Annotated in this window: 22 protein-coding genes and 1 tRNA gene; 15 read left to right on the top strand and 8 right to left on the bottom strand. The window is 62.1% G+C overall.

Going from position 1 to position 26,859, the window contains the following annotated elements:
- Positions 1-111 precede the first annotated feature (111 nt).
- The 5 genes from INT29_RS02580 to INT29_RS02560 are packed head-to-tail and all read right to left on the bottom strand — an operon-like array spanning position 112 to position 5,088.
- Positions 112-1,383, bottom strand: a complete 1,272-nt coding sequence (locus tag INT29_RS02580; protein WP_193070648.1) for an aminotransferase class I/II-fold pyridoxal phosphate-dependent enzyme — start codon at positions 1,381-1,383, stop codon at positions 112-114.
- 49 nt (positions 1,384-1,432) lie between these two features.
- Positions 1,433-2,233: a histidinol-phosphatase gene (hisN, locus tag INT29_RS02575; RefSeq protein WP_101572461.1), complete on the bottom strand. Its 801-nt coding sequence runs from the start codon at positions 2,231-2,233 to the stop codon at positions 1,433-1,435.
- Positions 2,234-2,242: 9 nt separating this feature from the next.
- Positions 2,243-3,280: a ribosome small subunit-dependent GTPase A gene (rsgA, locus tag INT29_RS02570; RefSeq protein WP_193070647.1), complete on the bottom strand. Its 1,038-nt coding sequence runs from the start codon at positions 3,278-3,280 to the stop codon at positions 2,243-2,245.
- 1 nt (position 3,281) lies between these two features.
- Positions 3,282-4,598, bottom strand: a complete 1,317-nt coding sequence (gene aroA / locus INT29_RS02565) for a 3-phosphoshikimate 1-carboxyvinyltransferase (RefSeq protein ID WP_193070646.1) — start codon at positions 4,596-4,598, stop codon at positions 3,282-3,284.
- Positions 4,591-5,088 (bottom strand): DoxX family protein, encoded by a 498-nt coding sequence (locus INT29_RS02560; RefSeq protein ID WP_101572455.1) that lies wholly within the window; start codon positions 5,086-5,088, stop codon positions 4,591-4,593. The genes aroA and INT29_RS02560 overlap by 8 nt, the downstream gene beginning before the upstream one ends.
- Positions 5,089-5,238: 150 nt before the next feature.
- Between INT29_RS02560 and INT29_RS02555 the strand changes: the two genes are divergently transcribed.
- Both INT29_RS02555 and rsrA read left to right on the top strand, forming a co-directional pair.
- The gene (locus tag INT29_RS02555; protein WP_374701024.1) at positions 5,239-5,895 is read left to right on the top strand and encodes a sigma-70 family RNA polymerase sigma factor; all 657 of its coding nucleotides are present in this window, start codon (positions 5,239-5,241) and stop codon (positions 5,893-5,895) included.
- Complete coding sequence (rsrA, locus tag INT29_RS02550; protein WP_101572451.1) at positions 5,892-6,164, top strand: mycothiol system anti-sigma-R factor; 273 nt, start codon at positions 5,892-5,894, stop codon at positions 6,162-6,164. Before INT29_RS02555 ends, rsrA begins: the two co-directional genes overlap by 4 nt.
- Positions 6,165-6,248: 84 nt before the next feature.
- Here rsrA and INT29_RS20730 read toward each other — a convergent pair whose 3' ends face one another.
- The 3 genes from INT29_RS20730 to INT29_RS02540 form a co-directional block, all read right to left on the bottom strand.
- The gene (locus tag INT29_RS20730) at positions 6,249-6,323 is read right to left on the bottom strand and encodes a 50S ribosomal protein bL37 (protein WP_374701025.1); all 75 of its coding nucleotides are present in this window, start codon (positions 6,321-6,323) and stop codon (positions 6,249-6,251) included.
- 114 nt (positions 6,324-6,437) lie between these two features.
- On the bottom strand, positions 6,438-7,052 hold the full coding sequence (locus INT29_RS02545; protein WP_101572449.1) for a GDSL-type esterase/lipase family protein: 615 nt from the start codon (positions 7,050-7,052) through the stop codon (positions 6,438-6,440).
- The gene (locus INT29_RS02540) at positions 7,049-10,816 is read right to left on the bottom strand and encodes a multifunctional oxoglutarate decarboxylase/oxoglutarate dehydrogenase thiamine pyrophosphate-binding subunit/dihydrolipoyllysine-residue succinyltransferase subunit (protein WP_101572447.1); all 3,768 of its coding nucleotides are present in this window, start codon (positions 10,814-10,816) and stop codon (positions 7,049-7,051) included. The genes INT29_RS02545 and INT29_RS02540 overlap by 4 nt, the downstream gene beginning before the upstream one ends.
- A gap of 101 nt (positions 10,817-10,917) precedes the next feature.
- Here INT29_RS02540 and INT29_RS02535 point away from each other — a divergent pair, with 101 nt between their 5' ends.
- The 13 genes from INT29_RS02535 to thrB all read left to right on the top strand — a co-directional run bounded on the left by INT29_RS02535 (position 10,918) and on the right by thrB (position 26,750).
- The gene (locus INT29_RS02535) at positions 10,918-12,375 is read left to right on the top strand and encodes a GuaB1 family IMP dehydrogenase-related protein (RefSeq protein WP_101572445.1); all 1,458 of its coding nucleotides are present in this window, start codon (positions 10,918-10,920) and stop codon (positions 12,373-12,375) included.
- Positions 12,376-12,506: 131 nt separating this feature from the next.
- Positions 12,507-13,835, top strand: a complete 1,329-nt coding sequence (locus INT29_RS02530) for a hemolysin family protein (protein ID WP_101572444.1) — start codon at positions 12,507-12,509, stop codon at positions 13,833-13,835.
- Positions 13,835-14,890 (top strand): hemolysin family protein, encoded by a 1,056-nt coding sequence (locus INT29_RS02525; RefSeq protein ID WP_101572442.1) that lies wholly within the window; start codon positions 13,835-13,837, stop codon positions 14,888-14,890. Before INT29_RS02530 ends, INT29_RS02525 begins: the two co-directional genes overlap by 1 nt.
- Positions 14,891-15,167: 277 nt before the next feature.
- The gene (locus tag INT29_RS02520) at positions 15,168-16,205 is read left to right on the top strand and encodes a D-alanyl-D-alanine carboxypeptidase family protein (RefSeq protein WP_101572440.1); all 1,038 of its coding nucleotides are present in this window, start codon (positions 15,168-15,170) and stop codon (positions 16,203-16,205) included.
- Positions 16,206-16,292: 87 nt separating this feature from the next.
- Positions 16,293-16,368, top strand: a tRNA-Arg gene (locus tag INT29_RS02515).
- Between the two features lie 91 nt (positions 16,369-16,459).
- A complete protein-coding gene (locus INT29_RS02510; protein WP_193070645.1) occupies positions 16,460-17,218 on the top strand; it encodes an ABC transporter ATP-binding protein in 759 nt (252 codons plus the stop codon).
- A complete protein-coding gene (locus INT29_RS02505) occupies positions 17,215-19,749 on the top strand; it encodes an ABC transporter permease (protein WP_101572437.1) in 2,535 nt (844 codons plus the stop codon). The genes INT29_RS02510 and INT29_RS02505 overlap by 4 nt, the downstream gene beginning before the upstream one ends.
- Before the next feature lie 45 nt (positions 19,750-19,794).
- Positions 19,795-20,970 carry a CynX/NimT family MFS transporter gene (locus INT29_RS02500; protein WP_101572435.1) on the top strand — a complete coding sequence of 392 codons (1,176 nt, stop codon included), beginning with the start codon at positions 19,795-19,797 and terminating at the stop codon, positions 20,968-20,970.
- Positions 20,971-21,055: 85 nt separating this feature from the next.
- Positions 21,056-21,979, top strand: coding sequence for a DALR anticodon-binding domain-containing protein (locus INT29_RS02495; protein ID WP_101572434.1), 924 nt, complete (start codon positions 21,056-21,058; stop codon positions 21,977-21,979).
- On the top strand, positions 21,979-23,415 hold the full coding sequence (lysA, locus tag INT29_RS02490; protein WP_101572432.1) for a diaminopimelate decarboxylase: 1,437 nt from the start codon (positions 21,979-21,981) through the stop codon (positions 23,413-23,415). Before INT29_RS02495 ends, lysA begins: the two co-directional genes overlap by 1 nt.
- A gap of 31 nt (positions 23,416-23,446) precedes the next feature.
- Positions 23,447-24,754, top strand: a complete 1,308-nt coding sequence (locus tag INT29_RS02485) for a homoserine dehydrogenase (RefSeq protein WP_101572430.1) — start codon at positions 23,447-23,449, stop codon at positions 24,752-24,754.
- Positions 24,755-24,756: 2 nt separating this feature from the next.
- Positions 24,757-25,845, top strand: coding sequence for a threonine synthase (gene thrC / locus INT29_RS02480; protein WP_101572428.1), 1,089 nt, complete (start codon positions 24,757-24,759; stop codon positions 25,843-25,845).
- A gap of 2 nt (positions 25,846-25,847) precedes the next feature.
- Positions 25,848-26,750, top strand: a complete 903-nt coding sequence (gene thrB / locus INT29_RS02475; protein ID WP_193070644.1) for a homoserine kinase — start codon at positions 25,848-25,850, stop codon at positions 26,748-26,750.
- Positions 26,751-26,859: the final 109 nt, after the last annotated feature.

Below are 26,859 nucleotides of genomic sequence, written 5' to 3'. Positions count from 1 at the left end.
TGAATAGAGGAGGGGACGAATCGCAGAACTGCGATTCGTCCCCTCCTCTATATGTGCCGGCTCTGTGTGAGCCTGGTGCTTCGTTCTGTGTTCAGATCAGGGCTGGTGGCATCAGTCCTGGCTGCGCAGCGCATTGGGATTCTGCTTCAGGTCGGCAGCCAGCTCGTAGAACAGCTGTGCCCCGCGATCGACATCCGCTGCAGACTTGCAGAATGAGTAGCGGATTGATGCTCTGTACGCCGTGTGAGCAGGGGATCCGGTCCGACAGAGGGCTGGAACGGGAATTCCGACTATCGAATACCGTCGAGCCAATAGGTTGTTGAGCTCGAAAGCGTCCAGATCAGTCAGGGCGGAGAAGTCGACGACGGTGAAGTACCCAGCAGCCGGCGTTGATGCAATGCCCCCTGGAATAGCACGGCAAGCCGGAACCAGGACGTCTGCTCGCTGCTGCAGTGAAGATCGATTTTCATCCACAAACGTCGAACCTCCGGCCAGTGTCCGTGCCAGGCCCACCTGCAGGGGACCGCTTGCTGTGAACGTGAGGAACTGTTTGACCGTCTGGATGGCCTGCCTGACCTCAGGCTCAGCAATCACCCACCCGATCTTCCATCCGGTCGCGTTCCAGGACTTTCCCGCTGAGGAGACTGTGACGACTCGTGAGCTGTCGCTCATGGCCACGGCCGGTGCCACATGTGGCGTACTGTCGAGGACCAACTGTTCGTACACTTCGTCGGTCAGGACCCACGCGTCGGCGGCGACTGCTGCTTCACCGATGCGAACCAGATCCTGTTCGGTGAACATGAAACCTGTCGGATTGTGGGGAGTATTGATGAGAATGATCGAGGGACGGCTGCCGGCAGCAGTGACAGCATTGTCGAAGATGTCCCAATCGGGCTCGAACCCGCCCTCAGCGGTTGACAAGATCGGCACGGTGATCATCGACCCACCGGCGGCGGCGATTGCCGCAGGGTAGGAATCATAGAACGGTTCGAATGCGAGAACCGTCCCGCCCCGGGGGAGGAGAGCCAGAATCGCGGCGGTGATGCCCTCTGTGGCTCCACAAGTGTAGAGCACGTCCTGGGGTGAGACCTCGTGGCCGAAGTCCCGCTGCCGTTGGTGAGCCACAGCCTCGAGCAGCGCCGGACTGCCCTGGCCCGGCGGGTACTGGTTGCAGCCCTCACGCATGGCGTCTGCCGCGGCCTCGATGAGTTCGGCAGGAGCATCGGTTCCAGGCGCTCCCTGCCCCAAATTCACAGCTCCGGTCTCTGCCGCGAAAGCCGTCATCTGTCCATAAATCGTCTCGCCGATCGTTCCGTCGGCGTTGATCAGTCCGGCCGCATCGGCCATTGAATGCCACAGATCAGCACGCATCACATCGGGCATCTGTCTCCCTCTTCGTCAAAGATGTTCGGGTTGCGTCGAAAACTGACGCTCAGGTGTGGGATTGAGGGGTGGCAGGGGCGATCCGACCCAGCGCATCGAGGGCACGTTCGTGGAGTTTCGAGTTGCTGGCCAGGGCATTCCCGCCGAACGGTCCGGACTCGCCGGCCGTGTTCGTGAACGTTCCGCCTGCTTCAACGACGATGGGTACCAGCGCACCCATGTCGTAGAGCTCCAGCTCGGGTTCGCAGGCGATGTCGACGGCGCCTTCGGCCAGAAGCATGTATGAGTAGAAGTCTCCAAAGCCTCGGGTCCGCCACAGGGAATCGCAGAGCGCAAGGAAGTCGTCGAGGACGCCGAGTTCCTTCCAGCCGGAGAGGGAAGCATACGACATCGAGGCGTCTTCGAGGGCATCGACGTCAGAGACGTGGATGGGCTTCGCAGGTTCTCCCAGCGCCGAGGTGAAAGCTCCGTGACCGACTTCGGCCCACCATCGTCGCCCCAGAGCAGGAGCTGAGATCATGCCGATGATCGGTGTCTGTCCGTCGTACAGGGAAATCAGAGTGGCCCAGATGGGAACGCCCCTGACGAAGTTCTTCGTGCCGTCGATAGGATCGATGATCCACCGCCTCGGCGAGGTTCCGTGGGATCCGAACTCTTCGCCCAGGACACTGTCCTCCGGTCGTTCGCGTTCGAGACGATCCATGATCGCGGTCTCCACGGCACGGTCGCATTCGGTCACGGGTGTCAGATCCGGTTTGGTCTCGACGGTGAAGTCCTGCGCCACGAAATGACGGTTGCTGATGGAGTCCGCGAGGTCGGCGAGTTCGGTCGCCAGGTCGAGATCGTTCATGCTCCCACCTTATCCAGACGAGGGCAGCAGTCTGCGCAGCGACTCCAACCGTGAGACTCCGCCGGGGCCGGCCTTGCCCTCGCTGACCCAGGAGTCGAGTTGGCATCCCGGTGCCTCGGACTGATGGGTGCAGCCGCGTGGACACTCGGCAGTGGCTTGGACGAGTTCTGGGAAGGCTGAGATCAGTGTCTCGCGATCGACGTGGGCCAGACCGAAGCTGCGGACTCCCGGGGTGTCCACGAGCCAGCCGCCACCGTCAAGACGAAGACAGATCGCGGAAGACGAGGTGTGTCGACCCCGACCGGTGACGTCATTGACGTGGCCGGTGGCCCTGTCAGCGCGGGGGACGAGAGCATTCATGAGGGTCGATTTGCCGACCCCCGAATGACCGATGAGCACACTGATCTGGCCCTGCAGACGGTCGAACACCCTCGCATCGGTCAGTGTGCCGTCGGGGCTGAGCCCTGAGGATATGATCTCCACTCCGGTCTCCGAGAACCGCTCCATGATGCCATCGGCCGGTTTCAGATCGGTCTTGGTGACGATGAGCAGGGGAGTGATGCCAGCGTCGAAGGCCGCAGTCAGGGCCCGGTCGATGAGACCGTAGGAAGGTTCGGGGTCCTCGGTTGCGGTGACGATGCCCATGACATCGACATTGGCGACGATCACCCGCTCGGTCGGGTCTGTGTCATCAGCGCTGCGACGCAGCAGTGTTCGCCGCTCAGTGATCTCAACGAGGCGCGCCAGCGACCCCTTGCCGCCCGAAGTGTCGCCGACGAGTTTGACGATGTCCCCGGGCACGACTGCGTCTTTGCGCAGGTGGGAGGCTCGTACAGCCGTGACATCTGAAGTGGTTGCGCCAGCGCCGGGGGAATCACGGACGTCACCGCTGTCATTGGCAACGACCACGCGGTAGCGTCCCCGGTCAACAGCGGTGACGAGTCCCTCGATCGCAGCATCGTGGTTCGGCCGGTTCTTCGTTCGTGGCCTGGAACCGCGTCTGCTGGGCCGGGGGCGATAGTCCTCGTCACGGTAGATCCGTGCCATCTCAGGACCGCCGACTCAACATGTCTTCCCACAGCTGGGTGAACTCCGGCAGTGTCTTCGCTACAGTGTCGGCATTCTCGATGACCAGCCCGTCGACGCGCAGACCGAGAATGGCTCCGGCCATGACCATTCGGTGGTCGTTGTACGTATGCCAGGTTCCTCGGCGCGGGGAGGCGCCCGTGATCGTCAGAGATGTCGGTTTTTCGTCGACGTCGATCCCGATGGCACCGAGCTCGCGGCGAAGTGCCGAGAGCCGATCGGTCTCATGCCCTCGGAGATGACCGATCCCAGTCAGATTCGAGGTGCCGTCTGCCAATGCCGCCAGAGCAGAGACGACGGGTGTCAGTTCACCGATGGCGGAGAGGTCGAGGTCAACAGCCTGCAGGACTTCTGGGCCTTGGACTCGCAGGCCGTTTCGATCCAGAGTCACAGTGCCGCCGAAGGCTTCGGTGATGGCTCTGAACCCATCACCGGCCTGCGTCGTATGAGCTGGCCAATCCAGTATCGTCACATCGCCGTTGGTAGCCAGAGCAGCGGCGACGAAGGCCGCCGCATTGGACAGATCCGGTTCGACGTGAACGTCGAGTCCGCGTGGGCGACCCGGTTCTATGATCCAGCGTTCGGGTTCGGGCTCGGTGACGTCGACGCCCGCATCGGCGAGGACTTCGATGGTCATATCGACATGAGCTCGGCTGGGGACAGCCTCGCCGCGATTGACGAGCTCGATTCCCAGGGGCATGACCGGCGCGGTCAAGAGCAGGCCCGAGACGAATTGGCTGGAGGCGCTGGCATCGATCTCAAGGTGGCCGCCGCGCAGCTGTGATTGGGCATGGACCGTCATCGGCAGGAGATTGTCCTCTGCCGTGATGGAGGCGCCGAGGCGGGTCAGAGCATCGATGATCACCGACATCGGCCTGACCCTGGCTTGTTCGTCGCCATCGAGGACGATCTCACGTCCAGTGGCTGCGGCGAGCGGGGGCACGAAGCGCATCACGGTTCCCGCCAGTCCGCAGTCGATGGCGACGGGTGGGCCTTCACGGTGTGCGGAGAAGTCAATGGGGGTGATGTGCAGGTTGCCGTTGACGTTGTCGATATCGGCTCCGAGCGCCTTCAGAGCATCGACCATGAGTTCAGTGTCACGACTGCGCAGCCACCCACGCACGAGTGACTGCGATTCGGCCAGTGCGGCGAGGATGAGATAGCGGTTGGTCAGCGACTTTGAACCGGGAACGCTGACAGTGGCGGTGACGCCGCCACCGGCGACCGGCGCAAGCCAGTCACCTGTGGCGGGTGCGGTGAGATCGGGTGTGTCAGTCAACGCCAAGTGCACTCATTGCTTGTTTCGAGGTGTCTTCGACCGACGACCAGAGATCTTCGGCGGCATGCTGTGTGCGCCACCAGAGTCCTGGCTTGCCCGCCGTGTCGACGCTGGCCAGCAACGCGCCACCGAGCATCGAGGTGCGGATCAGGGTGCGCTCCGTGCGTGCCCGCTTGTCATCCTTCGATGTCGTCTTGTCAGCAGCGATACGCTCGCCGACGGTGTCGAGGAGGTAAGTGCCGACGAGGATCGTGGCACTCACGCGAGGGAATCGTCCGATAGCCAACAGTGATCCCGCAGCGACCTGAGCCGCTCCTGTGGCGCGTGCCAGGGTAGGAGCATCGATGGGTACGTCGATCTGTTTGCGTGCCATGTTCAGCAGCGCACCGATCGAGGCGGCCGCTGCTTCTGGCCTGCGCAGACGGTCGACCCCGTTGCTGATGTAGCCGGCGGCCAGCATGGGCCGTGCGAGGAATCTGATTGGAGACACTATGGTCCTTCCTACGTGTCGGGCATCTCACTGGCAAGCATAACGGTTGTGCGGGAATAGTGGGGCCTCGGCCCGGTGTTGAACAGGAGAACACGCGCCGGTGAGGGAGATCCTTCCCGGTGCAGAGTCGAAAGGCAGAAGGAGAAGTCTGTGAACGCCACTGCCGTCCTCGAGAGAACGGGCGTACCATTGACTACGATGACCGAATCAGTCAAAGATGTCCCCGAAACCAAGGCCGAGCGTTCGGCCCGTTTCGAGCGTGACGCTCTGGAGTATCTCAATCAGCTCTACGCAGCTGCACTTCGAATGACCCGAAATCCTGCCGACGCCGAAGACCTCGTCCAAGAGGCCTACGCGAAGGCTTATGCGGCGTTCCATCAGTACAAGCCGGGAACCAACCTCAAGGCATGGCTGTACCGGATTCTGACGAATACCTTCATCAACAACTACCGGAAGAAGCAGCGCCAGCCGCTGGAGCACGGCAGCGAGGACATCGAGGACTGGCAGATCGCCCAGGCTGCGAGTCATTCGTCCTCCGGTGGTCGCTCCGCAGAACTCGAAGCTCTCGACCATCTTCCCGACTCCGACGTCAAGGACGCGCTGTCGGAGCTTCCGGAGGACTTCCGCATGGTTGTCTACTATGCCGATGTCGAAGGTCTGCCGTACAAGGAGATCGCTGAGATCATGGATACGCCCATCGGCACCGTGATGTCGCGCTTGCACCGGGGGCGCCGTCAGCTGCGTGACATGCTTGCCGACTACGCTGCGGATCGCGGCTTCTCCTCACCTGCAGGAGGTGCGAAATGAGCGATGAATGCTGTGAGAATGTGCGCGCGGAATCCCTGATGCGCATCTACCACTATCTTGACGGAGAGCTGACGACGACGGAGATCCGCGAGATCTCGGTACACCTCGAACAGTGTCCGTCGTGCCATGACGAATACGAGATCGAGGCGCTGCTCAAGGAATTGGTGCGCAGATCCTGCAGTCGGGAAGAAGCACCGATGGGGCTGCGCGAGAAGATCCGCCTGCGTATCGCCAGCGAACAGGCCGTGTGGCCCGGAACCGGAGCGTAGAGATACGAAACAGGCATATGAAGAGGGCGGGGAAAATATCTATTCTCCCCGCCCTCTTCATATGTCCTGGTTGATTCGAAGGAATCAGCTGAGTGGACGTTTTCCGTGGTTCGCCTTGTTACGGCGACGATCGTGACGCTTACGGCTGCGCTTACTCATAATCACACTCCTTCGCTAGATGCTTCATTCTTTCATGACTGGTGTGTCTGGGCAAAGTATCGCTCAGGTCATAGCCGGTCGGACTCCTGCGGTTTGCGACTGTTTGGGCCCAGGTCAGGAATCGCCCATGGCATCTTGGACACCGAGCCATGGGAACCAGCCACGATGCAGCACCAACCAAGCGAGCAGCCCGTAGCCTTCCTGAGCTGGAAGATGGTCTCGTGAGGATGCGATCTCACGCTGCCACACGGGATGGCCCAGCAGAGGCGTGAACGTATCGACATAGGCGATTCCTCGGCGCTTTGCGACGTCTGAGAAGCTCGCATTGAGCTCAGCGATCGCACGATTCCGGTCGGAGTTGTACTCCGGGGGAGGCCCGATGACGAATGTTGAGACCTTCCTCGCCAGCGCCTCATCGAGCACATTGGCCACATCGAGCCGAGCACGAGCCACGGAACGACCTGAATCGAGGTCCCCGGAGCCCAGGGCCAGCACCAAACGGTTGTCCCCATCGGAGGTGAACCTCAGGGACGCCTCGGAGATGGTTCGGGCATGCAGATCCGCAGAGTCTTCGTGCGGTACGGCCAGGGGAAAGACTCTGAGGTCGGGCAGGCTCGGCAAGGTCCTGGCCGTGACGCGTCCGACCCAACCGAGGCCACGACCATCACCGTGACCGGCGACCAGAGGGCCACCGATCACAGCAACGGTCGTTGGAGTCACTGAGCTCACCGGCTGAAGATCCTGTCGATGAGTTCCTGCTGCTGGACTTCGTGGACATGCTTGAGTCCGGTCGCAGTCGCAGCGGAGGCAGGACGTGAGATCACGGTGAGCTCACGATCGCCGAGGAGCTCAGGCATGTTCAGCGCCATGAACGGCCAAGCTCCCTGGTTCTCCGGCTCTTCCTGGGCCCAAGCCAGCTGAGCGCCGGCAGGGTACCGGTCGAGCAGAGCCGCGATGGAATCCTCGTCGAGCGGGTAGAGCTGTTCGACGCGGACCAAAGCCGTCGTCGTGTCATTGCGCTTCTCACGCTGTGCCAGCAGGTCCCAGTAGAGCTTTCCGGAGACCATCACGACGCGCTCAACCTGCGCGGGATCGACGATGGAATCGTCGATGACGGGTTCGAACGTTCCCGAAGTGAAGTCCTCAGGTGAGTTCGCGGCGGCCTTGAGCCGCAGCATCGACTTCGGAGTGAAGACGATGAGCGGACGCTTGTTCGTCGTCATCGCATGACGGCGCAGGAGGTGGAAGTACGAGGCACCATTCGACGGGTATGCGACGGTCATGTTCGATTCGGCACACAGCTGTAGGTAGCGCTCGATGCGAGCAGAGGAATGGTCAGGTCCCTGTCCCTCATATCCGTGGGGCAGGAGCATGACGACGCCGGAGTTCTGCTGCCACTTCTGCTCCGAGGACGAGATGAACTCGTCGATCACGGACTGAGCACCCTGCGCGAAGTCACCGAACTGGGCTTCCCAGGCGACCAGGGCATCCTTGCGTTCGACCGAATATCCGTATTCGAAGCCGACCGCAGCGTACTCGCTCAGCAGGGAGTCATAGACCCAGAATCGAGCCTGTTCATCGCTGAGATTCTGCAGCGGAGTCCACTCATTGCCGTTGACGGCGTCGATGAGCACCGAATGGCGCTGCACGAAGGTGCCGCGACGTGAATCCTGGCCGGCGAGGCGAACAGGAATTCCGTCCATGAGCAGCGAGCCGAAGGCCAACAGCTCGGCGAAGCCCCAGTCGATGCCGCCGGACAGCGACATCTCCTTGCGCTTCTCGAGCAGGGCACGCAGTTTCTTGTGGATGGTGAAGTTCTCTGGAACAGCGGCGAATGTCTCGCCGATGTGTTGCAGAGTCTCCGAGCTGATCGCCGTCTCGGCATTGTTGAATGCTTCGATGTCGCTGGGCACGTGCGGAGCATTGAAGGCGTCTCCGTCGTAGGAACCGGACTCGGCTTCCTTGGTCTCGGCAAATGCCGATTCCAGTTTCGACTGGTAGTCCTTGAGGGCTTCGGTGGCTTCTTCGGCGGTGATGCATTTCCTGCCGACAAGCGATTCGGTGTAGAGCTTGCGCACCGAACCCTTCTTCTCGATGAGGGAATACATCAGCGGCTGGGTCATCGATGGATCGTCACCCTCGTTGTGTCCCCGACGGCGGTAGCAGACGAGGTCGATGACGACGTCGCGGTTGAATTCCTGACGGTATTCGAACGCGAGACGGGCGGCCCTCACAACAGCTTCGGGGTCATCCCCGTTGACGTGGAAGATCGGTGCGTTGATCGACTTCGCGACGTCGGTGCAGTAGTAGGACGAGCGGGCCGAGGCCGGGGGCGTGGTGAAGCCGACCTGGTTGTTGATGATGATGTGGATGGTTCCACCGGTCCGGTAGCCGCGCAGCTCCGAGAGGTTGAGGGTCTCAGTGACAACACCCTGACCTGCGAATGCCGCGTCGCCATGGACGAGGACGGGAAGCACGGTGAATCCGGCTTCTCCCTGGTCGATGAAGTCCTGCTTGGCGCGCACGATGCCCTCGAGAACCGGGTCCACGGTCTCGAGGTGGCTGGGATTGGCCGCGACGTAGACATCGGTGGAGTTGCCCGCTGGCGAGGTGAAGGAACCCTCGGTGCCCAAGTGGTACTTGACATCGCCGGATCCCTGCACGCTGTCCGGAGACATCGTTCCGTCGAACTCACGGAACATCTGCGCATAGGACTTGCCTGCGATGTTGGTGAGCACGTTGAGACGTCCACGGTGGGCCATGCCGATGGCGACCTGTTCCATGCCGGTGTCCGCCGACTGGTTGAGGACCTCGTCGAGGAGGACGATGGCTGATTCGCCGCCTTCGAGGCTGAAGCGCTTCTGCCCGATGTACTTCGTCTGTAGGAAGGTTTCGAAAGCTTCGGCTGCGTTGAGGCGGCCGAGGATGTGTCCCTGCTCCGAGCGTGTCAGCTCCTGATGCGGAACCTCAATCTTTGCCTGGAACCAACGACGCTGCAGCGGATCGGCGATGTGCATGTACTCAAAGCCGATGGTGCGGCAGTAGCTCTCGCGCAGGAGTCCGAGGATGTTGCGGAAGGGCATCATCGGCTTGGCACCGAAGCCACCCGTGGGGAACTCGCGTTCGAGATCCCACAAGGTTAGGCCGTGCTGGTTGATGTCGAGGTCCGGGTGGGAACGCTGACGGTAGACGAGCGGATCGATGTTCGCCATGAGGTGCCCGCGGGTGCGGTAGGCGTCGATGAGCTCGATGACGCGAGCGGTCTTGTTGACATCGTCCTGGTCTTCAGCAGAGACATCAGGCACCCAGCGCACAGGCTCGTAGGGCAGACGCAGTGACTCGAAGACGTCGTCGTAGAAGCCGTCCTCGCCGAGGAGGTAGCTGTGGACGAGCTTGAGGAACTCGCCCGATCCGGCACCCTGGATCACGCGGTGATCGTAGGTGGAGGTCAGCGTCAGGACTTTGGACACGGCCAGCTTGTTGATCGTGTGCTGGCTGGCGCCCTGGAACTCTGCCGGGTAGTCGAGAGCACCGACACCGATGATGCAGCCCTGGCCCTTGGTCAGACGCGGCACTGAGTGCACGGTTCCGATTCCGCCGGGGTTAGTCAGCGAGACCGATGTGCCCGCGAAATCATCGGCCGTGAGCTTTCCCTGCCGAGCCTTGTCGACGAGACCGTCGTAGGCATCGACGAATTGGCGGAAGGTCAGGGTCTCAGCCTTCTTCACGTTCGGCACCAGAAGCGTGCGCGAACCGTCCTTCTTCGGCACATCGATTGCGAGACCGAAGTTGATGTGAGCGGGGGAGACCATGACCGGCTTGCCGTCGCGGACATCATAGGAAACGTTCTGCGAGGGGAAGTTCTGCAGAGCCCGGATGACAGCGAAGCCGATGAGGTGGGTGAAGGAGACCTTGCCACCGCGGGTCCGCTTGAGGTGGGAGTTGATGACGATGCGATTGTCGATGAGGGCCTTGGCAGGCAGCGCCCGGACGGACGTGGCCGTGGGAACCTCGATCGAATCATCCATGTTCTTGGCGATCAGCTTCGCGGGACCGCGCAATGGAGTCACGGTCTCCTCGGGAGCCGGTTTCGGCTCGGTGTCCTTTACGGCGACTGTGGGCACAGACTTGGTCTCGGCCTTCAGCGTCTCGGACTGAGCCGACGATGGGGAGATTCCGCGGGGACTGTCATCCGCGACAGAGTCTGCACTCGAGGCATCCTTGGCGGACTTGTCGGCGGACTTAGTCGGCGCTTTGGCTGCTGGTTTCGCATTGGACTTCGCGGCCGGCTTGGTGCCGGTCTGCGCGGTGGGTTTGGCGTCTGCAGTTTTCGCTGCTACCCCATTCCCGTTCTTTTCGTACTTGTCGAAGAACGGCCACCATGACTGGTCGACCGAGTTCTTATCGGACTTGTACTGTTCATACAATTCCTCGACCAACCACTCATTCGACCCGAAGTCGTCGACGGTGCGGTTCGGAGTATTGACGGACACGGCGTTGATCGCCTACTTCCTGATTCAAGAATTGCTGCTTAACGACATGACCAGCCTAACGCGATGTACCCGCGTATGTCCGCATAGGGGACAATAGTGTTATGCGTTTCATCTCAAATGACCCGAATAATGATCTGACCTACTCAGATGTCTTCCTGGTTCCCAATTCGTCCTCGTTGACTTCTCGGTTCGATGTCGACCTGTCGACGACCGATCCCACGGGCTCCACGACCCCGATCGTGGCCGCGAATATGACTGCCGTATCCGGCCGCCGAATGGCTGAGACCATGGCACGCCGAGGTGGTCTCGCGGTTCTGCCGCAGGACATCCCCCTGTCCGCGGCCCAGGACACGATCGCGTGGGTGAAGAGTCGCGACCGTGTCTTCGACTCTGCACTGCGGTTCTCTCCGGAGGACACGGTGCTCAATGCACTGCACGTATTGGCCAAACGTGCCCACGGCTTCGGAGTGGTCGTCGACGATGACGGGAAGCTCGAAGGAGTGATCGACTCGTCGAGCCTCAAGGACGTCGACCGGTTCACCGCGGTGTCTGCACTGTTGGAACCCTCTCCGCACATCATTAGAGCCTCGGATGTCGACTGGTCGGACGGCGCGCAGCTGGAGTCCTTGTTCGAGTCCATGAACGAGGCCCGCACCCCATTCGCCGCTGTCGTCGATGACAGCGACAGGGTGCTGGGATCCCTGACACCCAAGTCTTTGCTGCGCTCGTCGATCTACGCCCCTAACCTCGATAGTCAGGACTCGCTGAAGATCGCGGTGGCTGTCGGAGTCAACGGCAACGCCGTCGAGCGGGCCTCCGCTCTGGTCGCAGCCGGAGCCGACGTGCTGGTCGTCGACACAGCACACGGCCATCAGGTGAAGATGCTCGATACCCTGGCCTCGATCGCGGCCGCGGATCTCGGAGTGCCCATCGTCGCCGGCAATGTCGTCACCGCTGACGGTGTTCGCGATCTCGTGTCGGCCGGTGCCCAGATCATCAAGGTCGGTGTCGGACCCGGTGCCATGTGCACCACGCGCATGATGACGGCAGTCGGCCGTCCGCAGTTCTCGGCTGTTCGCGAATGCGCCGAGGCTGCCAGGGAACTGGGTGCTCACGTATGGGCGGACGGGGGAGTGCGTTATCCCCGCGATGTGGCGCTGGCTCTCGCTGCTGGTGCATCGCAGGTCATGGTTGGGTCCTGGTTCGCCGGCACCCATGAATCCCCGGGTGACCTTCTGATCGACGGTGAGGGCCGCAAATACAAGGAGAGCTTCGGCATGGCATCTGCACGGGCCGTGGCGAACAGGACTCGGACTGAATCCGCATTCTTGCGTGCACGCAAAGGACTGTTCGAAGAGGGCATCTCGTCGTCGACTATGTACATTGACCCAGAATCTCCTGGAGTCGAGGACCTGCTCGATGGCATCACTTCGGGTGTGCGCAGCTCCTTCACCTATGCGGGAGCCCGGAGTCTAGAGGAATTCGCGGATCTTGCCACGGTCGGAGTGCAGAGCGCGGCCGGTTATGACGAAGGCCGACCGTTGTCCCGGAGTTGGTAAGCTCTCACCATGCACAGTGACAGTCCCGGCCGGCGGGAAGCCGGCGCCCCAGACGACGACCCTCACCCCCTGAGGTTCGATCACATCACTCAACGTGATCTCCTGACCGCGAACGGCAGGGATCGTCACTGATGGAATGGCTGTACCTTGCGTTAGCACTCTTCCTGATCGGCGGCACCGGCGTCTTCGTCGCTGCCGAGTTCTCACTTCTCACGCTGGACCGCCACACTGCAGATAAAGCGGTGGAGGACGGCGTGGTCGGAGCCAAGATCCTCCGCCGATCGATGACCCACCTGTCCACGCAGCTGTCTGCGGCACAGGTGGGCATCACAATCACGACTCTTCTGACCGGTTACCTGATGGAGCCGTCCTTGGGCAGGCTTTTGGCACCGGTGTTCGAAGCGATGGGTGCCAGTCCAGGGCTCGCTGCTCCGATCGCGCTGACGATCGCACTCATTCTGTCCACGATCCTGTCGATGATCTTCGGTGAGCTGGTGCCGAAGAATCTGGCGATTGCAGTTCCCCTGGCCACCGGTCGTATCGCCGCGCCGGTGCAGTATGTCTTCTCCCTTGTCTTCAAGCCTGTGATCAGCGTGCTCAACGGCACCGCCAACAAGATCCTGCTGACTTTCGGCATCGAGCCTCAGGAGGAGGGCTCTGTTGGCCGCTCGCCCGAAGAGCTCACCTCTTTGGTGCGTCACTCCGCTGAAGAGGGAGTGCTCGATGAGCAGACGGCTGACCTTCTCCAGCGGACGCTGAGCTTCTCCGAGCGAACCGCAGAGGACGTGATGACTCCGCGCACACGTATGTCATCGGTGGTCAAGGACACGACCGCGCGAGCGATCATCGAACAGGCCCGAGAGACAGGGTTCTCCCGTTTCCCGGTCGCCGGAGAAGACAAGGACCATATCCTCGGCGTCGTTCACGTCAAGCAGGCCTTTGCTGTTCCGCTGGCGAACCGCGACGATGCATACGCTGGGGGACTGATGACCGAGGTGACCGAGATTCCCGAAACCCTTCTGCTCGATCCGCTTCTTATGGAACTTCGAGCCAAGGGCCTGCAGATGGCAGTCGTCGTCGATGAGTTCGGAGGCACCGCCGGTGTCGTGACCCTCGAAGACGTCGTGGAAGAACTCGTCGGTGAAGTCGCCGACGAACATGACCGGATGCGTGTGGCGGCACGGCCCGCCCGTGATGGCACCTGGATCGTTCCGGGACAGCTTCGCCCCGACGAAGTCTCATTGACGATCGGTCTCGACATACCTGAAGATTCCGACTATGAGACTCTGGCTGGATTCGTCCTCAAAGAGCTGGGCCGGATCCCGGAGCCCGGCGACCAGATCCGCACTGAGGACGCACTGATCCGAGTCGAACGGATGCACGGTCGACGCATCGAAAGGCTGCGCATACTCCTTCGTGCAACCGACGCGGTCGGCTATGAACAGGGTGGTGAGTTCTGATGAGCACCGACTGGTTGGGCCTCATCTGGCTCCTCGTGCTGCTTCTGGGCAATGCCTTCTTCGTGGCCGCCGAATTCGCCGTGGTCGCGGCCAAACGATCGCAGCTCGAGCCCCGAGCACAGGGGGGGTCGGCGGCAGCGAAGACCGCTCTGTACGCGATGGAGCATGTTTCGGTGATGCTCGCGATCTGTCAGCTGGGAATCACCGTCTGCTCTCTGCTGTTGGGCAATGTTGCGGAGCCGGCCATTCACCACCTCCTGTCCGGCCCGCTGGAGGGACTGGGGATTCCGGCAGGACTGTCTTCGACGATCTCCTTCATCCTGTCTCTCGGTGTCGTCACCTACCTGCACGTGGTGATCGGTGAGATGGTGCCGAAGAACATGGCGCTGGCGGGCTCGGCGCGGGCAGTGATGCTGCTGGCACCTCCGCTCGTCTTCCTGTCCCGAGTCTTCGGCTTCGTCATCAAACCGCTGAACGGTCTGGCCAACTCGATCCTGCATCTGTTCAAAATCGAGGCTCGCGACGAGGTCAATGAAGCGTTCACGATCGAGCAGGTTGAATCGATCGTCGCTGAGTCCAAGCGCGAAGGCCTGCTCACCGACGACACCGGGTTGCTCAAGGGTGCGCTGGAATTCAGTGACAAAACAGCCGCCGACATCATGGTGCCCATGTCCGAACTGATCACCATCGTCTCGAGTGTGACCCCCGACGATCTCGTCACCCTGGTTGGAAAAACCGGGTTCTCGAGGTACTTCGTAACCGACGATGACGGCTACCCGCAGGACTATCTCCACATCAAGGACGTTCTCTACGCCGACAGCACGCTCGAATACGGTGCGCCCGTTCCGGCGAAGCGATTCCGTCCTCTGTTCACTGTGACCGCCAGTGATGAGGTCGAAGAGGCACTGTCCCAGATGCAGAAGGTCGGCATCCACGTGGCCAGGGTCGTCTCGGAAGAGGGCAACGTGCTGGGTCTGCTCTTCCTCGAAGACGTCTTGGAAGAACTTGTCGGTGAGGTTCAGGACGCCATGCAGCGGGGCCGACACCAGCACTGAGCATGACATCGCCCACAGATCACTATCGATCTGTGACGCGGGTCATCCACGAACTTAATGCTTTATAATAATATGTTACGAATCTCCCCGACCAGCGGCCGCAAATACGTTATCTGTGCCGCCCTGGTGGGGGCGAAAGCATGTGTAACCCGAGGTCACACGCCAAGTATGAACGGAAAATGACAATCTGTAACGAGGTCGTTATAGTGTTGTGACATAAGGTTTTCGTTTGCCGGTAATCATCACGGCCGAAATAGGGACAACAGTACGGAGTAATATGTCGAGTGAGTCCTCGACCGCAGAGGCGCAACCGGTTCGCCGCCGCGATCTGCGCAAGCAGCATACGTCTTCACCCGTGACATCTGTCTTCTCCAAGCAGCATGCGCCATCGGCGCCGCAGCACTCGGGCCCGACTCCTTCAACACCACTCTCGCCGCGACGCGCCGCGATGGCTGCAGAAGCCAAAGCGGCTGCAGGGTCACCGCGTCGGGCCGCAATGGCCAAAGAAGCGTCGGCTCGTCCCGATCATGGTGGTTCGGCATTCGTCGCCGCCCGGATGGGCAGCCGCGGATCGGACGGTTCTCTTCTGCGGTCGGTCCGTCGTCGTCGCATGACAACTTTCTCCGCACTGGCAACTGTCTCCGTGACGGGTACCGCAATCGCTGCCGTCATGGTCGCCGGCAACATGAGCGGCAACCAGGAAGTCAAGGTCGACGAGACTGCAGCCGATACTCAGGCTCGTGCAATCAATTCCGAATCCGTTTCGGCCGACATCAAGGCCGACGACGAGAAGACGAGCATGGCCATCGGAGCGCCCAGCGCAAAGCAGACCAAGGTGGAGGCCGCCTCGCGCGCCATCACGAAGACGGTGCTGCCCGGCTGCAAGGACGAGGCGCCCAAGGGCCATGTGTCGAACGGCGAACTGCCCGAAGACTGGCTGTGCGAGGTCGGCGTGGGCAAGCACAAGCTGCGTTCCGATGCCGCCGTGTCGTTCGCAAAGATGAACGCTGCGTACAAGAAGGACACTGGCAAGGAACTTGCCATCACTGATTCTTATCGCTCGCTCGAATCCCAAATCTCCGTTGCCGAGCGCAAGCCCGGATTCGCTGCCCGGCCGGGTACGTCCAACCACGGTTGGGGAATCGCGCTCGACCTCGGCGGCGGTACCGAGACAGGAACCGGCCCGCAGTCCGAGTGGCTCATCGCCAACGGTGAGAAGTACGGCTGGGAGAACCCGGACTGGGCCAAGCGCAACTCCTATGAACTCTGGCACTGGGAATATGTTCCCGGGCGCAAGGACATGAAGGGCGCCTGATGCTTTCAACCGCGTGCAATCGAGTCTCGATTGCACGCGGTTTCGTTTTGGGAAGCACTACATGTCGGTGATAGCATTGCATCCGTTGCCCGCGTAGCTCAGTGGATAGAGCGTCTGCCTCCGGAGCAGAAGGTCGTAGGTTCGAATCCTGTCGCGGGCACCACATGCCGCCCTCCTCAACACCTGAGGTGGGCGGTTTCTGCTATCACCGATTAGGGTGGTCTATAACGAATCTCAACCAGCTGATGAAGGTCATGATGTCGACTCCTGCGGACGTGACGAGCTCTGATGTCGTGCTCAGTGCACAATCGGTGCGCAAGAGCTTCGGACGCGGCGACACCGCAGTGACAGCCCTCGACGACATCACGGTGAACTTCGAAGCCGGTAGGTTCAGTGCGATCATGGGCCCCTCGGGTTCAGGAAAATCCACCTTCATGCATGTCCTCGCCGGTCTCGACAGAGTGGATTCCGGCACCATCACCCTAGGCGGTCAGGAGATCACAGGTCTCAACGACAAGGAACTGACGCAACTGCGACGCGACCGCGTCGGATTCATCTTCCAGGCATTCAATCTGGTTCCCACTCTCAGTGCCGAGCAGAACATAGAACTGCCGGTGGCCTTGGCACGCAAAAGGATCGATCCCGAGTGGAAGACCGAAGTCGTTGAGCGCCTTGAGCTGGGGGATCGGCTCAAACATCGCCCGCATGAACTCTCCGGCGGTCAGCAGCAGCGTGTTGCTGTGGCTCGTGCCCTGCTGACTCGCCCTGACGTGATCTTCGCCGACGAGCCCACAGGCAACCTCGACTCACAAGCCGGTGCTGAAGTGCTGGCGCTGCTGCATGGAGCAACAAGCCGCTACGGGCAGACGATCATCTTGGTTACCCACGACCCCGTAGCCGCCTCACACGCGGATCGAGTCGTGCTCCTCAAAGACGGTCGTGCCGGAGGGGAAGTGCACCAGCCCTCCAAAGAGTCCGTGGTCTCCGCGCTGGGTGAACTGAGCGACCTGTGATCGCAGTCGCTCTGGCGGAGATTCGTATCCACTGGGCGCGATTCCTCGCAGTGGGACTCGGCATCGCGCTGGCCGCGGGTTTCGTCGCCTCTACTCTGATTATCAGCTCGTCTTTGCAGGCCAGCCTGAAGGAGTCTGTGTCGCACACATTCTCCGAGGCCGACCTCGTCATCGTCCCGGGCCAGGACATCTTCGTCAACGGGCAGGAAGCCGCTCCGCTGACCAAGCCGCTGGAACAGGTCGAGGGAGTGGACACTGCAACTGTCAACGCGCGAACAACGACGACCGGTCGAGGGCAGACATTCTCTGAGAGCACGTTCGCTTTGACACCTGCACCCGCAGACCCGGGCCTGGACACATTCGCGCTCACCGATGGGACCCGGCCCGAGTCCCTCACAGATCTCGTCCTGGACGAGAAGACCGCGGATGACCTGGGGGTGGGCATCGGCGACGAGATCCGCTTCTCCGTCGGCCCTGACGATGAGGCGATGCCCGTCTACCGGGGGCCGAATCAAAGCAACACGACGTTCACCGTCGTCGGCCTGGCCTCTATGGACAGCGGCCCGGCGACTGCAGGATCGCACCGCGGGCTAACCACCTCGGCGAGCTATCAGGAGTACTTCGCTTCGCAGGGTGATGTTGTCGCGATACAGATCGCTCTCGACGAGGGTGCTGATCCGAACGTGGTCCGCGCACACCTTCAGGACGCGATCGACGACTCAGCTCTGCAGGGAAGCCTGGAGGCGATGAGCGTCGGCGATGCCATCGATGTGAAGACGGATCGGCTCTCCGGCAGCAATGAGGTCGTCACCTGGCTGCTCCTGGCCTTCGCCGGCATCTCCGTCATCGTGGCGATACTGGTGGTGTCCAACACCTTCTCCGTCATCGTGGCCGGTCGCAGGCGCGAACTGGCACTGCTGCGCTGCCTGGGTGCATCACGGGTTCAGCTCTACGGGTCCGTGGTGACCGAGGGAACCTTTATCGGGCTGCTTGGCTCGATCTGTGGAGTGGTGGTCGGGACGGGGCTCAGCTTCTGCCTCGCCGCGGGAGCGAAGCAGGTCTGGCCCAACGAATTCGACTATCTCAGCCTCAGCGTTCCTCTCTCGGCGCTGCTGATCGGCATTGTCGTCGGTGTGCTCCTCACGGTCCTTGCCACCATCCGACCGGCCCGCAGCGCCATCGCTGTGACGCCGTTGGAGGCGCTGCAGCCCCTCGACGAGTCCCTGTCGCCCTCGCGGCACAGCCGGGTGCGTCAGCTCATCGGGTGGTCGAGCATCGGCCTCGGAATCGTGCTCCTCGTCGCTTCGGTCTATCTCATCGGGAGATCACCGGGGTGGATCCTGGGTGGGGCGCTCGGGGGCGCACTGCTCGTTTTCGGCCTGATCCTGTGCTCCGTGATGATCATTCCGCCGATCCTCGCAGCAATCGGCGACCTGGCGTTCAGTCCCTTCGGCGTCCCGGGCCGCCTCGCCACGTTGAACACTCTGCGCAATCGCAGCCGAACCGCGGCTACGGCAACCGCACTCATCATCGGTGTCACCCTGGTGGCGACGATCGTGGTCGGTGGAATGTCGACGAAGGCCACGCTGAGCTTCGGACTCGACCAGCGCTATCCCGTCGACATCTCCGTTCCGCTCGAAACCACCGTCGATCGGGACGAAGCCGATGGTGTGCGTGAGATTGCAGGGGTGGAAGCCGTCGTCATCGCCCATCGGGCGGAGGTGCTCGGTGACCACGGCGATATGCCCCCCGAGCTCTATGTCATCGATCCCGATTCCGCCCAGACTGTGCTCAGTGAGGGCGCCGAGCCACCCGTTCCGGGGAAAGTGCTCGTCCCCGACGACTACGGGCCAGAGAGCATCCGCATCAAGGGGCTCACCGAGGCGACTCTTCCGGTTGAGAAGGCCGGTGACTCGAGTCTGGTCTTCCTCACCACCCCGGATGTCGGCAATGATCTGGGTGTGTCCGCGACCTCCACCTCCGTCCTGGTCAAGGTCGATCCGGATGCCTCAGTCTCCGACATCTTTCGAATCCAACAGGACGTAGCCGAAGAACTCGACGTGACCAGTGACGAGGTGGGTGGTTCGGCAGTGGCCCGAGGCCAATACTCCGAATTCATCGATGTCCTCCTCATCGTTGCGGTGGCCCTGCTGTTCGTCGCCGTCCTCATCGCCCTCCTCGGCGTCTCGAACACGGTGAGTTTGTCGGTGATCGAACGTCGACGAGAGAACTCTCTGCTCCGGGCACTGGGCCTGAGCATCTCCCAGCTGAGATCGATCCTCGCACTGGAAGCCACCCTCATCTCGTCTGTGGCGGCACTCATCGGGCTCCTCCTCGGCGGGGGACTGGGCATCGTCGGCACCAGTCTGATCACGCATGACTATTCCAATCGGCTCATCGTCGACTGGTCGATCCCCTCAACTCTGGGTATCCTTCTTGTCGCGATTCTGGCCGGTCTGCTCTCGGCGCTGGCACCGGCCGGACGGGCAGCACGGCTGTCACCGGTCGAAGGACTTAAACAGGAGAACTGACCCCGGCGATTCTGGTGCGGGGTACCGGATGGTAGAAATGCAAGCATGAAATCTGCGTGGGCATCAATTCTGATCGGCATCGGAATCATTGTCGCCGCATTCAATCTCCGTCCAGGCGTGACGGGGCTTTCGCCGCTGCTGGATGCGATGGGATCCGAGATCCATCTCAGCTCCGCCTTTCTGGCCATCATCGGAATGCTGCCGCCGCTGCTCTACGGAATCAGCGGCTTCATCACCCCACGGCTGTACAACCGCTTCTCTGGACTGACGATCTCCCTGGCAGTGATGATCATGATCACGGCGGGTCTTGGCCTGCGCGCGATCGTCGACTCTCCCGCACTCTTCCTGGCACTCAGCGTTCTCGCGCTGCTGGGCATGGGCATCGGCAACGTGGTCGTGCCACCGATCGTGAAGTCCTACTTCCCCGATCGGGTCGCACTCATGTCGACTGTGCACGTGGGCATGCTGCAGTTGGGAACATTCATCCCGCCACTGGTGGCCGTGCCGTTGGCATCGAAGTTCGAATGGCGCGGGTCTCTGCTCGTGTGGGCAGCATCCGCAGCAGCCGGGATTGCTGTCTGGGTCCTGATCGCCGTTCTCCGGCCCTCGCCCCGATCGCAGGTTACAGCCACAGTCGTCGGCGGCAGCGAGCTGCTCAGATTGGTCAAGACCAAGCGCGCCTGGGCCCTGATGACGATGACCGGGTTGACCTCTTTCAACAACTTCATCCTGTTCACCTGGCTGCCCACCCTGCTCACACGTTCCGGTTTCGACCCGGCATTTGCAGGAGCCATGCTCGCCCTGGTGACCGCGATACCTCTCGTCCTCGGGTTCGTTCTGCCGCTTCTGGCACAGAAGATGCGCACAGCCTCACCGATCGTCGCGGTCTTCTGCGGCTCTCTGGCCGCCGGGTACCTCGGTCTCTGGCTCGTCCCCGAAGCCGCACCAGTGTTGTGGACGATTCTGTTGGGAATTGGGATCTCAACGTTCCCACTGGCCCTGACCCTGATCACCCTGCGCTCTCGCAGCGCCGAGGCCTCGGCAGCGCTGTCCGGCTTCGTTCAGGGCGGTGGCTACCTGATGGCAGCAACTGGCCCCCTGATCTTCGCCTTCTTGATTCAGTCCTTTGATGCGATGTGGCCAGCTTATGCGGTGGTCCTGGCCTCCACCGCGGTGAAATTCGCGGTCAGCTTCTCCGCCTGTCGCCCAGGCTCGATCTGATCCGTCCACCTCCCGGGTTGAGACGATGCTGAGGACTATGACACCTGATTCGCCGTCGACAACCGGACACGAGTAATCTGATCGGGTGACCCCGGAACTTCTGCAGACCGCTTTGGCGCGTGCACTGGCGAGCAGTGCCGCCGCACGAGGAATCCACAACGTCCCTGTTCCGGAGCCGCCCCTCCGCCGTGTGCAGGAGAAGCGCCGTCGGCCGCAGGCCTCACGCCCCGGGGACTGGGTTTCGACCATTGCACTGCGCAGTGCTGCGAGCCTGCACACGGATCCCAGACTGCTGGCAGAAGAGATCGCGTCTCAGCTGCGCGCGGACATACGAGTAGCCGACGTCGAAGTCGCCGGACCTGGATTCCTCAACATCACGGTCAGTCCCAGCAGCCTCGCCCAGACCGCCGCTGACATCGTCGACTCCGATCAGCCCTTCGGTCCTGATCGTGACGCAGCAGCGCGCATCGAAGCCGCCATCGGCCAGCGCATCTTGGCCAGTTCCGAGCTGCAGGCACTGCAGGTCGCGGTGGGAACCGACGCGCTTCGCTTCCTGGCCGCACGCAGCAGCACGTCCCCGCCGCAGCCAGGCGACACCCAAGTGCTGCGCACAGCCCACTCGGACAACCCTATGTACGCAGTCCAGCTCGCGCACTCCGCAGCCCGTCGAGTCGAACGGCGTGCGGCAGCGGCTGGAATCGATGCCTCCGACTTCGACGCGAACACCTTGACCGATGCCCGAGAGACCGCTCTGGCCGCAGCACTGGCCGATTTCATCACCACGACGCGCCACGCTGCTTCCTGGGGCGAACCACAGCGCATCACCTGCCTCCTCGAAGCCATAGCCCAGCTGTTCCTAGACTGGGCGCAGGCATGCTCTGTGACACCGAGCATCGACGAGAAGATCACGCGACTCCACGCTTCCCGGCTGGTCCTCGACCGAGCCGCCATCATCGTCCTGGCCACAGGACTTCGACTACTGGGCGTCAGCGCCCCGGAGAGGATGTAATGCCAGCCCATATCGCCGGCACCATGCACGCCACCCCAGCACCCGTGTGGCTGCCGTACCCAGAGGACGTGAATGCGCTCCTGCCCAGCCTGTGGTCAGACAATGTGACGAAGTCCGACTCCGGTGTCCTCACCATCGCCGGGCACTCGGTCACCGACCTCGCCGAACGCTACGGCACCCCGACCCTCGTCATGGACGTCGCCGACTTCACAGCGCGCGCCGAGAACTACGTCAGCGCCTACTCGGCTGCCTTCTCCACAGACAAAGGCCTGGCCGGAGTCGACGTCTTCTATGCGGGCAAAGCATTCCTGTGCACTGCTGTCGCCGGGTGGGTCCACGAAGCGGGCCTCGGCCTCGACACCTGTTCCCTGGGGGAGATGATGGTGGCCAATGCAGCAGGGGTCCCAGGCGAGCGGGTCGGCCTGCACGGCAACAACAAATCTGCGGCCGAGCTCGAATATGCTCTCGACTACGGTGTGGGACGGATCTTCGTCGACAGCCTCGACGAGATCGCACTGCTCGAGTCGATCGCGGCAGCGAAGGGAACCACCGCTCCGGTGATGCTGCGCGTCACGGTGGGCGTCGAGGCACACACCCACGATTTCATCGCCACGGCTCATGAAGACCAGAAGTTCGGCCTCTCCGTCTCCGCCGGGACCGCTGCGAAGGCCGCCGCGGCGGTGGCGAACTCCTCACATCTGCGTTTCGACGGTCTGCACTCGCACATCGGCTCCCAGATCTTCGACATCTCCGGCTTCCAAGTCGCTGCCGCCCGCGTCCTGGCGCTGCGCGCAGAGATCATGGCCGAACACGGCGTTGATCTGCCCGATGTCGACCTGGGCGGCGGCTTCGGCGTCCGCTACACCTCACAGGACACACCTATCCCGGTGGCGAAGATGGCCCAGGAACTCGCCGAGGTGGTCGCGAAGGAATGTCGTGGACTGGGCACGAACGTGCCGCGGATCTCAATCGAACCCGGACGCGCGATCATCTCCCCATCCGTATTCACCCTCTACCAGGTCGGCACCGTCAAAGAGGTCGACACAGACAACGGCGTACGCACCTACGTCGCCGTCGACGGGGGGATGAGTGACAACATTCGGACAGCTCTCTACGATGCCGACTATTCGTGTACCTTGGCCAATCGGAACTCCGATTCCGAACCGGCCATCGTGCGCGTGGTGGGCAAGCACTGCGAATCCGGTGACATCATCGTCCGAGACGAATACATGGGGTCTGATGTGTCCGCCGGTGACCTCGTCGCGGTCCCGAACACCGGTGCCTATTGCCGGTCACTGGCCAACAACTACAACCACGTGCCCAAACCAGGGGTCCTGGCCGTGACAACGGATAAGGTTGAGTGGATTGTGACACCCGAGGACTACTCTCAGATGTTGCGCAGCGATCCGGGAATGAACGCCGGAGAGCGCGTATGAGTGCCATTGAAGACAGCGAAAAGGTGAACAAATGCAGGCTTTGAAAGTTGCCATGCTCGGATGTGGAGTCGTCGGCACCGAGGTCGCCGCCCGCATCCAGAATCGGAGCGAGGCGTTGGCCGAACGGATCGGTGCGCCGCTGCAACTGAGCGCAATCGTCGTCCGTGACACCTCCAAGCAGCGCCCGGGAATCGATTCGAGCCTGCTGACGACAGATGCTGAGGCGGCCATTGCCGACGCCGATATCGTCATCGAGCTGATGGGCGGCATCGAGCCTGCCAAAACGCTTATCCGCTCAGCCCTTGACCACGGGTCCTCCGTTGTCACAGCCAATAAGGCTCTGCTGGCTGCCAACTACGGTGAGCTGATGTCGGCGGCAGACTCCGCCGGTGTGCGCCTCGAGCACGAAGCAGCCGTCGCCGGTGCCATTCCGATCATCCGTCCTGTCGGCGACTCGCTGGCAGGGGACCGGATCGACAGAATCATGGGCATCGTCAACGGCACCACCAACTACATCCTCGACCAGATGGACTCCGAGGGATGGGGCTTCGATGAGGCGCTGAAGACCGCGCAGGAGCTGGGATTCGCCGAGGCGGACCCCACCGCCGATGTCGGCGGCCATGATGCCGCCGCGAAGGCCGCCATTCTCTCGTCGTTGGCCTTCCACGCTCCGGTCTCGATCGACGATGTCCACGTCGAAGGCATCGAAGACATCACACCCGAGATGGTCGCCACGGCCCGGGATCAGGGCTTCGTCATCAAACTCCTCGCCGTGTGCGAACGAGTCAGCGAATCACCTGCCGGACCGGGCCTGTCCGCTCGCGTCTACCCGGCCCTGCTGGGACGCAGCCACCCCCTGGCGACAGTGCGCGGTGCCTTCAACGCCGTCTTCATCGAGGCCGAGGCTGCCGGTTCGCTCATGTTCTACGGACAGGGTGCCGGCGGCGAACCGACCGCATCTGCGGTCCTCGGAGATGTGGTCTCCGTGGCCCGTCGCAAGGTGCTCGGTGGTCGGGGACAGTATGAGCGCCCATTCCACGAGGACTCGAAGATCCTGCCGATATCGGCGATCACCACCCGGTACCACATCACGCTCGACGTGGTCGACCGTCCTGGTGTTCTCGCCGCAGTCTCCGAGGTCTTCTCCGACGAAGGTGCGTCGATCGAACTCATGCGCCAGACCGTGGGAGAGGTCGACGACGAAGGCACTCAGCACGCGAAGCTCGTGCTCGCCACCCACTCGAACACCGACGCAACCCTCCGGGAAACGGTCGACCGCCTCAGCGGCCTCCCCGTGGTGCGCGCCGTCAAATCCGTGATCCGCGTAGAAGGACAGTGAGAATGACCGAATTCCCCAAAAAACAGTGGCAGGGCGTCGTCGAGGAATACCGCACCCTCCTCGATATCTCCGAAACTACACCGGCCGTGACCTTGGGCGAAGGCGGCACGCCGCTCATCCACGCGGAGAAGCTCAGCGAACTCACCGGTGCCGATGTGTGGGTGAAGTACGAAGGCCTCAACCCGACAGCGTCCTTCAAGGACCGGGGTATGACGATGGCCATCACGAAGGCCGTGGCTCAGGGTGCTAAGGCCGTCATCTGTGCCTCGACAGGCAACACCTCAGCCTCGGCAGCCGCCTACGCCACCAAGGCCGGACTGACCTGTGCTGTGCTCGTGCCCACCGGCAAGATCGCGCCGGGCAAGATGAGCCAGGCCATCGCCCACGGGGCCACGCTGCTCGAAGTCGACGGAAACTTCGACGACTGCCTGACGCTCTGTCGCAAGCTCTCCGAGTCCTACCCTGTCCACCTCGTGAACTCCGTCAACCCGGATCGTATCGAGGGACAGAAGACGGCTTCCTTCGAGGTTGTCGACGTCCTGGGCGACGCTCCCGACATCCACGTGCTGCCCGTGGGCAACGCCGGCAACATCACCGCCTACTGGAAGGGCTACCGCCAATACCAGGAGATCGGAGCCTCGACCCGTCTGCCGCATATGTGGGGCTTCCAAGCCGCAGGATCGGCCCCGATTGTCCTCGGCCACCCCGTGGACGAGCCCGATACGATCGCCACGGCCATCCGGATCGGCAATCCAGCCAGCTGGGAGCAGGCAATCGAGGCCCGTGACTCGTCCGGCGGAGTCATCGATTCCGTCACCGACGATGAAATCCTGCGCGCACACAAAGTCCTGTCCCGGGACGAGGGGATCTTCGTCGAACCCGGTTCGGCGGCCTCAGTGGCGGGTCTGCTCAAGATGTCCGAAGCGGGCAAGGTCCCGTCCGGTGCGAGCATTGCGGTAACCGTGACCGGTCACGGACTCAAGGACCCCAGCTGGGCACTGCACACAGCCGACGGCTCCGAGATCGAGCCGAAACGGGTCTCCGTCGACGCGGTCAGCGCGGCACGGGCTCTCGGGCTCGAAGACAGGTGAGTGTGAGGATTCAGATCGAGGTTCCGGCCACCTCGGCGAACCTGGGCCCTGGTTACGATGCCTTCGGCCTTGCTCTGGGGATCTTCGATACTCTAACTCTGACCATCCACGACGACCCCGTGGACCCCAGCATCTGCGTGAGCGTGACAGGGGAGAGCGCAGAGACGCTGCCGACGGATCGCACCCATCTCATCATGCGAGTGATCTCTGATGTGCTCTCTGCAGAGTATCCGCAGGCCCCTGCAGATCTGGGGGAGCGGCTCAGCCTGGAATGTGTCAATCGGATACCGCACTCACGCGGACTCGGATCCTCCGCGGCTGCGAACGTGGGTGCCATTGCTCTGGCCGGTGAGGTCGGCGCCTACGCAGGTGGTGCGAAGCTGAGCCGACAACGTGTGCTCGAGCTCGCATCCGAACTCGAGGGCCACCCGGACAATGCGGCCCCCGCTGTCTACGGGGGACTGACCATTGCATTGCCGGAGCCTGCGCGTTCGTGGCAGATTCCAGCCAACACCATCGCCGAGGTGACCGTCATGGTCCCCGACATGCGTCTGGACACGGAGATCGCTCGCAGCGTGATCCCCGTATCCGTCGAACATGAGGTCGCCGCAGAGAGCTCTGCCCTTGCGGCACTTCTCATCCATGGGTTCGTCACCGATGACTCGGTGCTGCTCGAGGCCACCGCCGATCGTCTGCATCAGGAATTCCGCCGTGACGCATACCCGGAGTCGATGGCGCTCGTCGACGCGCTGCGCGCCGAGGGCCTGCCCGCAGTGATCTCCGGCGCCGGACCCACCGTCCTCGTTCTCGCAAGTGCAGTTCCCCCCGAGTTGGTCCCCGACGCGGTGACACTCATACATACCACCATTGACCTCGGCGGATATCGCGTCAAGGAAAAAAATTAGTCACCGGATTCGCGTGAAAGCCATTGAGCACGTAAACTATGAGTGTTCCGTCAGTGATCGGATTCTGCGATACGCATCGCGATTCCGCTGATTTTTTCACAAATTCTGG

It is taken from the genome of Brevibacterium sp. FME37 (assembly GCF_014897485.1).
Classification (GTDB): domain Bacteria; phylum Actinomycetota; class Actinomycetes; order Actinomycetales; family Brevibacteriaceae; genus Brevibacterium.
Note: the sequence above shows the minus strand (reverse complement) of the source record. Positions and strands in the feature narration are given on the sequence as shown.

Coding starts and splice junctions, on each gene's coding strand:
- INT29_RS02580 (WP_193070648.1), bottom strand. CDS start 1,383: ATGCCCGATGTGATGCGTGCTGATCTGTGGCATTCAATGGCCGATGCG.
- hisN (WP_101572461.1), bottom strand. CDS start 2,233: ATGAACGATCTCGACCTGGCGACCGAACTCGCCGACCTCGCGGACTCC.
- rsgA (WP_193070647.1), bottom strand. CDS start 3,280: ATGGCACGGATCTACCGTGACGAGGACTATCGCCCCCGGCCCAGCAGA.
- rsrA (WP_101572451.1), top strand. CDS start 5,892: ATGAGCGATGAATGCTGTGAGAATGTGCGCGCGGAATCCCTGATGCGC.
- INT29_RS02535 (WP_101572445.1), top strand. CDS start 10,918: ATGCGTTTCATCTCAAATGACCCGAATAATGATCTGACCTACTCAGAT.
- INT29_RS02530 (WP_101572444.1), top strand. CDS start 12,507: ATGGAATGGCTGTACCTTGCGTTAGCACTCTTCCTGATCGGCGGCACC.
- INT29_RS02525 (WP_101572442.1), top strand. CDS start 13,835: ATGAGCACCGACTGGTTGGGCCTCATCTGGCTCCTCGTGCTGCTTCTG.
- INT29_RS02520 (WP_101572440.1), top strand. CDS start 15,168: ATGTCGAGTGAGTCCTCGACCGCAGAGGCGCAACCGGTTCGCCGCCGC.
- INT29_RS02510 (WP_193070645.1), top strand. CDS start 16,460: ATGATGTCGACTCCTGCGGACGTGACGAGCTCTGATGTCGTGCTCAGT.
- INT29_RS02500 (WP_101572435.1), top strand. CDS start 19,795: ATGAAATCTGCGTGGGCATCAATTCTGATCGGCATCGGAATCATTGTC.
- lysA (WP_101572432.1), top strand. CDS start 21,979: ATGCCAGCCCATATCGCCGGCACCATGCACGCCACCCCAGCACCCGTG.
- INT29_RS02485 (WP_101572430.1), top strand. CDS start 23,447: ATGCAGGCTTTGAAAGTTGCCATGCTCGGATGTGGAGTCGTCGGCACC.
- thrC (WP_101572428.1), top strand. CDS start 24,757: ATGACCGAATTCCCCAAAAAACAGTGGCAGGGCGTCGTCGAGGAATAC.